Origin of the sequence: Curtobacterium sp. VKM Ac-1395 (genome assembly GCF_015350975.1) — a bacterium.
Lineage (GTDB): Bacteria > Actinomycetota > Actinomycetes > Actinomycetales > Microbacteriaceae > Curtobacterium.
In genome coordinates, this window is sequence record NZ_JADKRX010000002.1 from 678201 (window position 1) to 691730 (window position 13530).

At 70.3% G+C, this 13530-nt stretch carries 14 protein-coding genes; 8 read left to right on the forward strand and 6 right to left on the reverse strand.

All coding sequences use genetic code 11. From position 1 onward, the window contains the following. Window positions 1-51 precede the first annotated feature (51 nt). Window positions 52-1422 (reverse strand): hypothetical protein, encoded by a 1371-nt coding sequence (locus tag ITJ68_RS07805; protein WP_194660670.1) that lies wholly within the window; start codon window positions 1420-1422, stop codon window positions 52-54. A 148-nt stretch (window positions 1423-1570) separates the two neighbouring features. Then, window positions 1571-1837, reverse strand: coding sequence for a hypothetical protein (locus ITJ68_RS07810; RefSeq protein ID WP_194628986.1), 267 nt, complete (start codon window positions 1835-1837; stop codon window positions 1571-1573). A gap of 190 nt (window positions 1838-2027) precedes the next feature. Between ITJ68_RS07810 and msrA the strand changes: the two genes are divergently transcribed. The 5 genes from msrA (at window position 2028) to ITJ68_RS07835 (ending at window position 5794) form a co-directional block, all read left to right on the forward strand. After that, window positions 2028-2555, forward strand: a complete 528-nt coding sequence (msrA, locus tag ITJ68_RS07815; RefSeq protein ID WP_194628988.1) for a peptide-methionine (S)-S-oxide reductase MsrA — start codon at window positions 2028-2030, stop codon at window positions 2553-2555. Window positions 2556-2592: 37 nt separating this feature from the next. Then, on the forward strand, window positions 2593-2829 hold the full coding sequence (locus tag ITJ68_RS07820) for a methyltransferase (protein WP_194660671.1): 237 nt from the start codon (window positions 2593-2595) through the stop codon (window positions 2827-2829). Window positions 2830-2949: 120 nt separating this feature from the next. After that, window positions 2950-3567: a single-stranded DNA-binding protein gene (locus tag ITJ68_RS07825; protein ID WP_194660672.1), complete on the forward strand. Its 618-nt coding sequence runs from the start codon at window positions 2950-2952 to the stop codon at window positions 3565-3567. A gap of 52 nt (window positions 3568-3619) precedes the next feature. Continuing rightward, window positions 3620-5305: an energy-dependent translational throttle protein EttA gene (gene ettA / locus ITJ68_RS07830; protein ID WP_194660673.1), complete on the forward strand. Its 1686-nt coding sequence runs from the start codon at window positions 3620-3622 to the stop codon at window positions 5303-5305. A 6-nt stretch (window positions 5306-5311) separates the two neighbouring features. Then, a complete protein-coding gene (locus tag ITJ68_RS07835; RefSeq protein ID WP_194660674.1) occupies window positions 5312-5794 on the forward strand; it encodes an acyl-CoA thioesterase in 483 nt (160 codons plus the stop codon). 13 nt (window positions 5795-5807) lie between these two features. Here ITJ68_RS07835 and ITJ68_RS07840 read toward each other — a convergent pair whose 3' ends face one another. Beyond that, complete coding sequence (locus tag ITJ68_RS07840; RefSeq protein WP_416354643.1) at window positions 5808-6668, reverse strand: acyl-CoA thioesterase; 861 nt, start codon at window positions 6666-6668, stop codon at window positions 5808-5810. Between the two features lie 51 nt (window positions 6669-6719). On the opposite strand from ITJ68_RS07840, the gene ITJ68_RS07845 reads away from it, so the two are divergent. Both ITJ68_RS07845 and ITJ68_RS07850 read left to right on the forward strand, forming a co-directional pair. Further along, the gene (locus ITJ68_RS07845) at window positions 6720-7418 is read left to right on the forward strand and encodes a hypothetical protein (protein WP_194660675.1); all 699 of its coding nucleotides are present in this window, start codon (window positions 6720-6722) and stop codon (window positions 7416-7418) included. A 100-nt stretch (window positions 7419-7518) separates the two neighbouring features. Then, entirely contained in the window at window positions 7519-8352 is an 834-nt protein-coding gene (locus tag ITJ68_RS07850; protein ID WP_194660676.1) for an NAD-dependent epimerase/dehydratase family protein, read from the forward strand. Between the two features lie 86 nt (window positions 8353-8438). On the opposite strand, the gene ITJ68_RS07855 is transcribed toward ITJ68_RS07850, so the two are convergent. From ITJ68_RS07855 to pepN, 3 genes are all read right to left on the reverse strand, one after another. Beyond that, window positions 8439-8933: a globin gene (locus tag ITJ68_RS07855; protein ID WP_194660677.1), complete on the reverse strand. Its 495-nt coding sequence runs from the start codon at window positions 8931-8933 to the stop codon at window positions 8439-8441. Further along, entirely contained in the window at window positions 8930-10000 is a 1071-nt protein-coding gene (locus ITJ68_RS07860) for a mechanosensitive ion channel family protein (protein WP_194660678.1), read from the reverse strand. Before ITJ68_RS07860 ends, ITJ68_RS07855 begins: the two co-directional genes overlap by 4 nt. Window positions 10001-10109: 109 nt before the next feature. Then, the gene (pepN, locus tag ITJ68_RS07865) at window positions 10110-12689 is read right to left on the reverse strand and encodes an aminopeptidase N (protein ID WP_194660679.1); all 2580 of its coding nucleotides are present in this window, start codon (window positions 12687-12689) and stop codon (window positions 10110-10112) included. A gap of 207 nt (window positions 12690-12896) precedes the next feature. Between pepN and ITJ68_RS07870 the strand changes: the two genes are divergently transcribed. Then, complete coding sequence (locus tag ITJ68_RS07870; protein WP_228505141.1) at window positions 12897-13463, forward strand: disulfide bond formation protein DsbA; 567 nt, start codon at window positions 12897-12899, stop codon at window positions 13461-13463. Window positions 13464-13530: the final 67 nt, after the last annotated feature.

Sequence of the window (13530 nt, forward strand, 5' to 3'; positions counted from 1 at the left end):
GCCATCCGATCGGATGGCGGCCCTCGTTCCGTGCACGGGGTGTGCGGGTGACTACTCGTCGTCCTCGGCGCGACGGCGGAGCTCGTTCGCGCTGATCGGCTGGGTGTAGGTCGAGTCGTCCGGATCTGCGGGGGCGTTCTCGGACGGGTTCGGCGCCGACGTCGGCGTGCCGGAGCTGGCGTCGGGAGCGTCCTGGTCGCCGTCGCTGGTCCGGGCGTCACGCAGTTCCGCGAGGCGCTCGGGGGAGACGGTGTCGTCCACCGCGTCGTCGTTGTCCGAGTCGGACGCCGACGTCGAGCTCGACGACGAGCCCCACGATTCCGACGAGCCCGACGAGTCCGACGAGCCCGACGAGCCCGACGAGCCCGACGAGCCCGACGATGCGGGGGATGCAGGCGACGACGCGGAGGACCACGACGGGATCGACGAGTCACGCGTGGAGGAGCCAGGGGTGCCGAGCGCCGGACGGATCGGCGCGACCTGGTCGTCACCGTACGGCCGGGTGACCCCGTCCGACGAGCCGGCGTACGGCCGGGTGACCCCGTCCGAGGAGTCCGAGTACGGCCGGGTGACCCCGTCGGAGTACGGCTGCGTGACGCCATCGGCGTACGAGCGCGTCGCACCGTCGGAGATCGGCGTGGTCTCGTTCGAGTCGGAACCAGAGCCCGACTCGTCACCACGTGACGGGGCGGCATCGGCGCGCGCGGCGGCGAAGGCGGCGGCCGTCCCGCCGACCGCGGCAGGGGCGGTGGAGCCGGACGCGGCGGACGTGGGCTGCGCGGCGGGGGCAGGGGAGCCTCCTGTCCGCTGGGGGGCACGGAGCGACGTCGTGGTCGGCGTCGGCGCCGGCTCGGGGGCGCGCTTGCCGTCAGCCTGGTCGGCGCTCCAGTTCTGCTGGCGCTTGATCAGGTCCGCGTCGGGGTCGGGGGACTCGAACTTCCAGCGCTCGAGGTCGCTCTTGAACAGCTTCTTCGCGCGACCCGGGCGCGCCTGCCACTCGAGCAGTCGGTCACGGAACTCGGCGAGGGACTGGTCGGCCTGGAAGTTGAAGGTCGAGGAGTTCTTCTTGATGTCCGCGATCTCGTGCTGCGCCCAGGTGGCGGCGAGCGGTGCTCCGGTGGTGGGGAGCAGACGCAGGCGGATGTCGGCGTCCTCGGCGAGGTGGTCCGTGTAGTTCCGCTCGTCGTGGCCGAGCGAACCCCAGGTCGCGGCCTTGCGAGCAGCGCTGATGATCGCCGCGACGGCGGCGTTCTTCGACTCGCGTTCCTGCAGGGCGACCACCCGCTTGGTGGCGCTGCGGCCGATGAGGGCGGCGACGATCCCGGCGACGATGATCGCCACGAAGGGGATCACCGCTCCCGAGAAGACCCGCCAGCCCGTGTCCGACGAAGTCCAGTCGATGAAGTCGTTCCACCAGTCCATGCGCGCACCATATCCAGGAGCGAGCGCCTTCTGAGGGACCTTCGGCGGCGTTCCCCGCATCCCACGGGCGGCAGTGCTGCCGAGCAGGCAGCGGTGGCAGTGCTGCCGAGCAGGCAGCGGCGTCAGCGCTGCCGGGTCCGCACCGGCGTCACCAGCGGAGGCAGTCCACCGCGTCGTCGGCGGACCAGACGTTGGGCAGCTCCACGAAGCGCCGCTCCGCCGGGACGTAGCGACGAGCGCGGTACGCGGTGCCGCCGGCGATGTCGACCCGGTCGACGTACCCGACGATCTCGCCGTTGGTCCGGGTGACGCGGGAGAGGTCGTCACGGACGTCGAGGATGCGGAGGTCGCCGCGCGACCGGGCGACGGGGGAGACCGTGCGGATGTGCAGCTGGGGTTCGGTGCTCGTCAGCAAGGGGGTCTCCTTCGTTCGTCGGTGCGTGGTGCTGGGCGGTGGCTGTCCGTCTGGTGGAGACGCTACGGGCCACCACCGACACGCCGAGGGGGCGATGGTGCACTGGGGAACAGACGGCGCCGGACCGGTGTTGTGGAGGAGGTATCCCCCAGTCCGGTCTCCTCGGAGGCCAGGAAGATAGGTTGTGCCCATGACCACGTTCGTGCTCGCAGGTGGATGTTTCTGGTGTCTCGACGCCGTGTACCGCACGCTCCAGGGTGTGCAGGACGTGGAGTCCGGCTACATCGGTGGCCGGGTGGAGAACCCGTCCTACGAACTGGTGTGCACCGGTTCGACCGGTCACGCCGAGGCCGTCGCGGTGACCTTCGACGAGTCCGTCATCCCCGCCGACGTCATCCTCGACGTCTTCTTCACGCTTCACGACCCGCGCCAGCTCAACCGCCAGGGCGCTGACGTCGGCACGCAGTACCGCTCCGCGATGTTCCCCGCCGACGACGAGCAGCGCGCGCTGTTCGAGAAGGCGATCGAGCGCGCGTCGGACATCTGGGACGGCGGGATCGTCACGACGATCGAGCCGCTCACCACGTTCTTCCCCGCCGAGGAGTACCACCAGGACTTCTTCGCGAAGAACCCCGGTCAGGGCTACTGCCTCGCAGTCGCACTGCCGAAGGTGAACAAGGTCCGCAAGGCCTACAGTCAGTACATCCTGGCGTCCTGAACGACGGGCGTCGGGGCCACGAGGAGGTGGTCGAACGATGACGAACGACACGACGACGAACGACGCGACGACGCGTGACACCGCGACCTGGGTCGCAGTGGGGCCGGCGGGAGCGGTGGGCGCGATCCACCGCGCCGACGACGGCTTCCGGGTCGAGCTCTACGGACTCCGAGCGGGTCGGAGCGGGACGTACCCGTCCCTCGAGACCGCGAAGGGTGCCGTGCACAAGGCGCTCGGGCCGCTCGCGTCACGCCCGGAGTTCCACGCCCACTGATCGGTGATCCGGTCGGGAGGCCCGGGGGACTTCTCCTCCACAGGTCGCCTTCTCGGATCCCACTGCACACATCGAGCCCCGGCCCGCCACGGCGGACCGGGGCTCGATGACGATCGGTGCATGAACGACACCATCACCGTCTGCGGCATCGTCGCGACCGAGCCCCGCCACCTCGTCACCGAGACCGGCATCGCCATCACGAGCATGCGCCTGGCATCCCCGTCCCGACGCTGGGACCGCGCCAACGCCACCTGGACCAACGGACCGACGAACTGGTTCACCGTCACCGCGTTCCGTTCCCTCGCGGCGAACGTCCACAAGTCCGTCAAGAAGGGCGACCGGATCATCGTGACCGGCCGGGTCCGCATCCGGACGTGGGAACGGGACGGCCGCGGCGGCACGTCGGTGGAGATCGACGCCGAGGGCATCGGCCAGGACCTCGCGTGGGGCATCAGCAACTGGATCAAGGTCCCTCGGCACGCGTCCGAAGGGTCGGCGGCGCCCGGGGGCGGACCGTCCGTGGACCCGAAGACGGGGGAGGTCCACGAGCCGCACCACGACGACCCCCACGACGGAGACCACGAGCACGTCGACGAGCCGCGCGGGGACGACCAGCAGCACGGACCGGGGAGCCACGGGTCGGTCGGCGGCGCGGACGACGAGCTCCCCGACCCCGCGACCGCGGCCCGCGCGGCGGCGATGGTCCAGGGCGACGCTGAGCACCGCGATGCCGCCTGACGTGCTCGCCCCCGCACGGTCCGGCGATCGGGTCACTACACTTGGGCGAGATATGGCCGAGTACATCTATTCCATGGTCCGTGCCCGCAAGGCAGTGGGCGACAAGCTGATCCTCGACGACGTCACGATGTCGTTCCTCCCCGGCGCCAAGATCGGCGTCGTGGGGCCCAACGGTGCCGGCAAGTCCACGATCCTCAAGATCATGGCCGGTCTCGACCAGCCGTCGAACGGCGAGGCCAAGCTCACGCCCGGCTTCAGCGTCGGCATCCTGATGCAGGAGCCCGAGCTCGACGAGACGAAGACCGTCCTCGAGAACGTGCAGGAAGGCGTCGGTGAGATCCACGGCAAGCTGACCCGCTTCAACGAGATCTCCGCCCTGATGGCCGAGCCGGACGCCGACTTCGACACGCTGCTCGCCGAGATGGGCACCCTGCAGGAGGAGATCGACGCGGCAGACGCGTGGGACCTCGACTCGCAGCTCGAGCAGGCCATGGCCGCGCTCCAGTGCCCCCCGGGGGACGAGCTCGTCACGCACCTGTCCGGCGGTGAGAAGCGTCGCGTCGCACTCTGCAAGCTCCTGCTGCAGAAGCCCGACCTGCTCCTCCTCGACGAGCCCACCAACCACCTCGACGCCGAGAGCGTGCAGTGGCTCGAGCAGCACCTGCAGCAGTACCACGGTGCCGTCCTCGCCGTGACCCACGACCGGTACTTCCTGGACCACGTCGCCCAGTGGATCGCCGAGGTCGACCGCGGCCGTCTCTACCCGTACGAGGGCAACTACTCGACCTACCTCGAGAAGAAGCGCGCTCGTCTCGAGGTCCAGGGCAAGAAGGACGCCAAGCTCGCCAAGCGTCTGACCTCGGAGCTCGACTGGGTCCGGAGCAACACGAAGGGCCGCCAGGCGAAGTCCAAGGCCCGTCTCGCCCGGTACGAGGAGATGGTCACGGAGGCCGAGCGCACGCGCAAGCTCGACTTCGAGGAGATCGTCATCCCCGTCGGCCCGCGCCTGGGCTCGCAGGTCATCGACGCCGAGAAGCTGCACAAGCAGTTCGGCGACCGTGTCCTGATCGGCGACCTCTCGTTCACGCTGCCCCGCAACGGCATCGTCGGCGTCATCGGCCCGAACGGCGTCGGCAAGACCACGCTCTTCAAGACGATCGTCGGTCTCGAGCCCCTCGACGGCGGCACGCTGAAGATCGGTGAGACGGTCGACATCTCCTACGTCGACCAGAGCCGTGGCGGCATCGACCCGAACAAGAACCTGTGGGAGGTCGTCTCCGACGGTCTGGACTACATCCAGGTCGGCAAGACGGAGATCCCGTCCCGCGCGTACGTGTCGCAGTTCGGCTTCAAGGGCCCGGACCAGCAGAAGCGTGCCGGCATCCTCTCCGGTGGTGAGCGCAACCGTCTCAACCTGGCGCTGACGCTGAAGCAGGGCGGCAACCTCCTGCTCCTCGACGAACCGACCAACGACCTGGACGTCGAGACCCTCGGCAGCCTCGAGAACGCGCTGCTCGAGTACCCCGGCTGTGCCGTGGTCATCACGCACGACCGGTGGTTCCTCGACCGCATCGCGACGCACATCCTGGCGTGGGAAGGCCTCAACGAGGACGGCACGCCGAACTGGTACTGGTTCGAGGGCAACTTCGAGGCGTACGAGGAGAACAAGATCGAGCGCCTCGGTGCCGACGCGGCCAAGCCGGGCCGGGCCACCTACCGCAAGCTCACGCGGGACTGACCCCGCATGGCGCGGCTGCACACGCCGGTCCGCATCCGCTGGAGTGACATCGACGCCTACGGGCACGTGAACAACTCGGCGATGCTCCGGCTGCTCGAGGAGGCACGCGTGCTGGCGTTCTGGGCGCCGGATCCCGACGAGGTCGACGAGTCGGGGTCCGCGCCGCAGCCGGTCATCGACGGCCGACCCGGGTCCGGCACGATGACCGTCATCGCGGCGCAGCGGCTCGAGTACCTCGCGTCCACGCCGTACTACCGACGCCCGCTCGACATCCAGCTGTGGATCGGGCGGCTCGGTGGTGCGAGCCTCGACATCTCCTACGAGGTCTGGTCGCCCGTCGGGCAGGAACCTGCCGAGCTCTACACGCGGGCGACCACCACGCTCGTGATGGTCGACGCCGCGACGAACCGGCCGAGGCGTCTCACCGCGGACGAGCGGGCCGCGTGTGAGCAGTACGTCGAGCCTCCGGTGGTCTTCTCCCGGCCCTGAGCGGCCGCGGACCTCAGCGCCCGCGAGGCAGGCGCATCATGCCCTCCTGCGCGACGCTCGCCAGCAGACGCCCGTCGCGGGAGAACATCCGACCGAACGCCAGACCCCGGCCACCCTGCGCGCTCGGCGACTCCTGCGTGTACAGGATCCAGTCGTCCGCACGGCCGTCCCGGTGCCACCACATGGCGTGGTCGAGGCTCGCGCTCTTCACCCCGGGCGTTCCCCACGCCACCCCGTGCCGGCGCATGATCGGCTCGAGGATCGACAGGTCGCTCGCGTACGCCAGCACCGCGCGGTGCAGCGCCGGGTCGTCCGGCAGCGCACCCTGCACCCGGAACCACACGGCCTGGTGCGGGACGTGCTCGCCCTCGACGTCGACGAACAGCGGGCCGTCCACGTGGCGCAGGTCGATCGCCCGCTCGGCCCATGCCCGAGCGACGGGGTGGTCGATCGCCGACAGCACCGACGCGGCCGACGGCAGGGACTCCGGCTCAGGGACGTCCTCGGGGAACGGGTCCTGGTGCTCGACACCGTCGTCCTCGGTCTGGAACGACGCGATCATCGAGAAGATCGGCACGCCGTTCTGGTACGCCTGCGCCCGGCGGGTCGCGAAGGAGCGCCCGTCGTGGATGCGCTCGACCCCGAACGTGATGGGCACCTCGATGTCGCCGGGGCGCAGGAAGTACCCGTGGATCGAGTGGATGGCCCGCCCCTCGATCGTCGACTGTGCCGCGACGACGCACTGGGCGAGCACCTGGCCGCCGAACACGCGGCCGTTCGCCGACCAGTGGCTCGCACCCGTCAGGATCGTCTCACGCGTGCTCGCGCCCGTGTCCTCGAGTCGCAGGGTCTGCAGGAAGTCCGGTTCACCGATCACCACCCCTGCAGTCTACGAACGGCGGGGTCCCGGTAGGATCAGCACGACATGAGCACCTCGTTCACGCTGCCCGACGCCGCCTCGCTCGGGGACCTCCGCACGTACCTCGCACGTGCCGCCCGCGTCGAGGACGGCTCCGTCCGCCTGATCGCCGACTCCGGCGTGCTGGCCGTCTACACGGCGATCATGTACCCCCTCGGGCTGCTCGACGAGCTCCCCACGGTCCTCGGCCTCCGCACGTTCTCGCTGACCCAGCCCGTGACGATCGACGTCGTCGTGCCGCTCGCGTCGTTCCAGGAGCGCCTCCGGGTCCTCGGCGAGACGCAGGACGCCGAACACGCCGACGGGGCCGACCCCACCCGCGCCACCCCGATCGAGGTCGAGCTCCCGCACGAGGTCCACACGGTCACCTGGGCCGCCATCTCCCCGCCGCGCGGTGGCTGGGTCCCGCTGCCGGACGTCTCGCCGGAGCTCCTCCGCCGGGCCGCCAAGGCCGGGATCGCCGAGGTCGCGGACGCCGTCCCCACGAACTCGGGCGAAGCCGTCGTCCGCAAGGTCCGCTCCGAGGTCTGGGGCCGACCGGTGCCGGGCATCGAGCACCTGCCGGCAGCGGCTGGCTTCGCGGGGGAGAGCCTCGGGTTCCTCGGGCACGACCCGGTGCGCCTGTTCGAGACCGGCCCCTGGAGCCGTCTCACCACGTCCCGCGGCCACGTGCTCGTCAAGCGCCGCGCGTGGACCCTGAACTGAGCCGAACCACCGAGACGCACGTCCGGACCGAGACCGAGACCGAGACCCACGCCCGGCGTGCACCCACCGTGCTGACCGGCACGCGTGGTTGTCTGGACCGATGCACGTCTTCCTCACCGGTGCGTCCGGCTACATCGGCTCCTCCGTCCTCCGCGCCCTGATCAGCCACGGGCACCGCGTCACCGCGATCGTCCGCTCCGACGAGAAGGCCCAGGTCGTCCGCGAGGCCGGCGGCACTGCCCTCGTCGGCGACGTCACGGACACCGAGGTCGTCGAACGGCTCGTGCACGAGGCCGACGGCGTCGTCCACACCGCCAGTGCGGCCGAGGTCGACCCGGACTTCGTGCGCACGGTCCTCCGTGCGATCGAGGGCACCCCGAAGCCCTTCGTGCACACCGGCGGCATCTTCACCTTCGGCAACTCGACGGACATCTCCGAGCAGTCGCCGGTCTCCCCGCCGGCGCTCACCGCCTGGCGCGGCCCGAACGAGGCCCTCGTCCGGGCCAGCAGCGCGCGCACGACGATCGTCGCCCCGGGCATCGTGTACGGCCGAGGCGCCGGCATCCCGCAGATGTTCGTCGGGGACGGCGAGCACGAGGTGCGCCTGGTCGGCGACGGCTCGCAGCGCTGGACGACCGTGCACGTGGACGACCTCGCGGAGCTCTACGTCCTCGCGCTCGAACGGGGCGAGCAGGACGGGTACGTCCTCGCGGCGACCGGGGACAACCCCACGATGCGCGAGATCGCCGAGGCGGGGGCGCACGGGTCCCCGGTCGTCGCCGAGAGCGTCGACGCGTCCCGCGAGCGACTCGGCGCCGACTTCGCGGACGCCCTGCTCATGCACCAGGAGTGCTCGGGTGCGCACGCGCGCTCGGCCTACGGCTGGGCGCCGACGCGCCCCACGCTGCTGCAGGACCTGGCAGCGACCCACTGACGGACGGGAGGCCCGGTGCCAGCTGGCACCGAGCCTCCTGTCTGAACGGTGGTCGCGGCCGCAACGACGACCGCAACCACGACCGATCAGTCGAACGTGTTCGTCATCGCGTGGGCGGCGCGGTCCAGGTAGCCCCACAGCTCGGCCTCGTCGAGGGGCGCGAGCCCGAGCGACTCGACCGCGTCGCGCATGTGGAGCAGCCAGTGCTCGCGGGCCTCGGACGTGATGCGGAACGGGTTGTGCCGCATGCGGAGCCTGGGGTGGCCGCGTTCCTCGCTGTACGTGCCGGGGCCGCCCCAGTACTGCTGCAGGAACAGTGACAGGCGGCTGATCGCGCCCTCGAGGTCGTCCTGCGGGTACATCGGCCAGATGACGTCGTCGGTCTGCACGCCGTCGTAGAAGCGGCGCACCAACCGGTCGAACGTCGGGGCGCCGCCGATGCGGTCGAAGAACGACCCGGTCGCGGACGACCCGCCGAGCCCGACCCGCAGCGTGATCGGCTGGCCGGCAACAGGTACGCCACCGGCAGTGCCGACGGGCAACCCGCCGGGGGCACCGCTCGGGGAGGGCAGGTCGGTCATCGGTCGTCCTTCCGGGGCTGCGGCCGATCGGTGTCGATCGGCTGCCCGTACACGTTCGTCTTCCGAGAGCGACGGGGCTTCGTGGGCGGCACGGGCGTCGGCTGCGTCCGCACGGTCCGCAGTCCGTTGATCGAGGTGGCGTTCTCCCAGCCCTCCGGCATGATCATCGCCATCGCCGGCAGGGTCACGCCGAGCTCGTCGACCCCGCGCTTGAGCCGGATGCGGAGCTCGCGCCCGACGACGTCGAGCTCCGACGCACGGGTCTTCACGACGAGGCGGAACACCATGCCGTCCTCGCTGATCGACTGCAGGCCCCAGATCTCCGGCTTCTCGACGATGCGCTGGCGCCAGCGGGGCTCCTGCGACATCCGCACGGCGGCGGCGAGCAGGGCGTCCTGCACGGCGTCGATGTCGGTGTCGTACGGCACGGTGATGTCGACGAGCACCCGGGACCACCCCTGCGACAGGTTGCCCACGCGCAGGATCTGTCCGTTGGGGACGAACCAGAGGATGCCGTTCACGTCGCGGATCTGCATCACGCGCAGTCCGACGTTCTCGACGACCCCGGTGGCCGGCCCGGTGTCGACGACGTCACCGACGCCCGCCTGGTCCTCGAGGATCATGAAGACGCCGGAGAGCAGGTCCTTCACGATGGACTGCGCGCCGACGGCCAGTCCCGCCGCGACGAGCGACGCGCCACCGACGATCCCGACGGCAGCGCCCTGCCAGACCGCTGTCACGATGATGATCAACGCGATGACCACCACGACGACGGTGGCGAGGTTCTCGAGCACACTGCCGAGCGTCCGGGTGCGCTGGACGACCCGGGCGGTCTGGATCGGGGAGGCGATGAGCGCCTGGGTGTCGTCGGCGCCCTGGCGCTTCTTGACGCCGTTGACGATGCGGTTCACGACCTGGTTGATCATCCGACGGAGGATCAACCGGAGCAGGATCGCCGCGACGATCGTGATGACGATCGTGATCGGCGCTTGCCACACGTCGACGAACTGGGTGAATGCGTTGGACGCCCACTTGGAGACGTCGCTGTTGTCTGCAGCCGAGATCATGTCCGGTCGATGGTAAACGGACGGGGTGTGGCGTCCCTGGAGGAACACCACACCCCGTCCTGGTTCAGCGGGTCAGCCGGTCAGCGGTTCCGCGCTTTCGGGCTGGGACTCAGGCGTCCGCGGCCTGCACCCGCAGCGCACGCTCGGTGCCCGCGAGGTTCTCGGTCACGATGCGGCGGAGCGCCGGGGTCTCCGGGTGGGCTTCGAGCCACGCGGCCGCGGCGTCACGGAGTTCGACCGAGGCGAGCGGCGCCGGGTACAGCCCGGTGACGATCGTGTCGGCCATGTGGTAGCTCCGCTCGGCCCAGATGCGGGTCAGCACGTCGAAGTACCGGGGGACCAGGCCCTCGAGCACGACGGGCGCGTTGGTGTGCTGGAACCCGACCGTGATCTGGCGGACGATCGCGTTCGGCAGGGCGTCCGAGTCGACGAGCGACGAGAACGCGGCGAGCTTGCCCTCGGCGGTGGGGATCGTCGCGCGGGCACGTGCGGCCGCCTGTTCGCCCGACGCGGTGCGGTCGGCGGCGAGTTCGGCGTCCACCTCGGCGTCACCGGCAGCGCCCGCGAGGACCAGGCCCTCGAGGAGCTCCCACCGCAGGTCGGTGTCGATCTCGAGCCCGCTCAGCGTGACGGAACCGTCCCGCAGGCCGGAGAGCGTCGCGACGTGCTCCGGCGTCGAGGCGATCTGCGCGAAGAACTTCACGAACTGGAACTGGGCGTCCGAGCCGGCCTCGGCCGAGGAGGCGAGCTGCCAGAGCGTGTCGCCGACGGTGCGGACGGTCGTGTCGGACGTGGCCGGGGCGACGTAGTTCCGCGCGGTCAGCAGCAGCTGCGAGAGCGTGGTGCGGATCGTGGTGGACTCGGTCTCCGTAGCGATGTTGCCGAGGACCAGGCGGACGTAGTCGATTGCGGGGGACTCGGCGTCACGGGTGGCGTCCCACATCGCACCCCAGACGATCGAGCGGGCGAGCGGGTTCGCGATCGAGGCGAGGTGCTCGATCGCGGTGCGCCGGGACTGCTCGTCGAGGCGGATCTTGGCGTACGCCAGGTCGTCGTCGTTGAGCAGCACGAGGTCACCGCGGTGCGTGCCGACGAGCTCGGGGACCTCGGTGCGGGCGCCGTCGACGTCGATCTCGACGCGGGCGGCACGCTCGAGCTTGCCGCCCGCCGACGCGGTGTCCGCGCCGAACGGTGCCGAGCCGTCGGTGCTGAACGCATAGACGCCGATCGCCAGGCGGTGCGGTCGGAGCGTCGGGTAGTCGGATGGGGCTTCCTGCAGCACGGCGAAGGACGTGATGACGCCGTCGGCGTCGGTCTCGATCTCGGGGCGCAGGGTGTTCACGCCGGCGGTCTCGAGCCAGAGCTTCGACCACTCGCCGAGTTCACGACCGCTGGTGGCCTCGAGCTCCACGAGCAGGTCGGCCAGCTCGGTGTTGGAGTGGTGGTGCTTCTTGAAGTACGCGGAGACACCGGCGAAGAAGGCGTCGATGCCGACCCACGCGACGAGCTGCTTCAGGACGGAGCCGCCCTTGGCGTAGGTGATGCCGTCGAAGTTGACCTGGACGTCCTCGAGGTCGTTGATCGTCGCGACGATCGGGTGCGTCGAGGGGAGCTGGTCCTGGCGGTAGGCCCAGGACTTCTCCATCGCCTGGAACGTGGTCCAGGCCTCGGTCCACTCGGTGGCCTCTGCGGTGGCGATCGTCGACGCCCACTCCGCGAAGGACTCGTTGAGCCAGAGGTCGTTCCACCACTTCATCGTGACGAGGTCGCCGAACCACATGTGCGCGAGTTCGTGCAGGATCGTGACGACCCGACGCTCCTTGATGGCGTCCGTGACCTTCGAGCGGAACACGTAGGTCTCGGTGAAGGTCACCGCGCCGGCGTTCTCCATCGCGCCCGCGTTGAACTCGGGCACGAAGAGCTGGTCGTACTTCTCGAAGGGGTACGGGACGTCGAACTTGTCCTCGTAGTACGCGAAGCCCTTGCGGGTGGTCTCGAAGACGTAGTCCGCGTCGAGGTACTCGGCGAGCGACTTGCGGGCGAAGACCCCGAGCGGGATCGTGCGGCCGTCGCTGGAGGTCAACTCGCTGCGGACCACCTCGTACGGACCGGCGATGAGCGCGGTGATGTAGCTCGAGATCCGGGTGGTCGGCGGGAACGCCCACGTGGCGACGTCACCGTCGACGCGGGGCTCGGGCGTGGGGGAGTTCGAGACGACCTGCCAGCGCGACGGCGCGGTGACGGTGAAGGTGAACTCGGCCTTGAGGTCGGGCTGCTCGAACACGGCGAACATCCGGCGGGAGTCCGGGACCTCGAACTGGGAGTACAGGTAGACCTCGTCGTCGACGGGGTCGACGAAGCGGTGCAGGCCCTCGCCGGTGTTCGTGTAGAGCGCGTCGCTGACGACGACGAGCTCGTTGGTCTCCTGCAGGTCGGCGAGCTGGATGCGGACGCCGTCGTTGACCGCGGCGACGTCGAGCTCGGTGCCGTTCAGCGTGACCGAGTGCACGGTCCTGGTGATCGCGTCGATGAACGTCGACGCACCGGGCGTCGCGGTGAAGCGCACGCGGGTGGTGCTGCCGAAGGACTCGGCGCCGCGCGTGAGGTCGAGCTCGACGTCGTACGACTGGACGTCGACGATCGTGGCGCGTTCCTGGGCTTCGATTCGGGTGAGGTTCTCTCCGGGCACGGACGCTCCATCTTCGATGCGGGCACGGACGATCGATGTCCGCGCAGCTGTGTCCCACTTGCGCGTCGTGCACCCGCGGGACGTGTCGGAACCACCCTAGCGAGCGCGCGTACGCTCGCACCCGTGACCGAGACGACTGTGGACAAGACCGAGACGACCCGTACGGCTGTGGACTTCTGGTTCGACCCGAACTGCCCGTGGGCCTGGATGACGAGCCGGTGGGTGGAGGAAGTGGAGCGACACCGCGACCTCGACGTCACCTGGCACGTGATGAGCCTGTTCGTGCTGAACGAGCACCAGGACGTCCCGCCCGAGTACAAGGAACGCCTCGAGCAGGGGCAGGTCTACCCGCGCCTGGTCACGGCAGCGCGGCTCCGCCTCGGCGACCAGGTCGTCAAGCCCCTCTACGACGCCCTCGGGGAGCACATCCACCACCGCCAGGAGCACGACCCCGCCCAGGTGGTCCCCGCCGTCCTGGCGGAGCTCGGCCTCGACGCCGACCTCGCCGACGCAGCCTGGTCGGACGAGGCCGACGCCGCCACCCGTGCGAGCCACCGCGACGGCATCGAGCGCGTCGGCCAGGACGTCGGCACCCCGGTGATCGCCGTCGAGGGCACCGCGTTCTTCGGCCCCGTCATCTCCCCGGCGCCGAAGGGCCAGCAGGCACTCGACCTCTGGGACGGCATCGTCGCAGCAGCCCGGTACCCGGGCTTCTTCGAGCTCAAGCGCTCGCGCACGGTCGGTCCGATCTTCGACACGGCCACCACGGACTGACGGGAGGCCCGGCTCGGCTCCGCCCCGCGGCGCGCGTCCGGCGAGACTCGGCTCGGCGGACACCGCA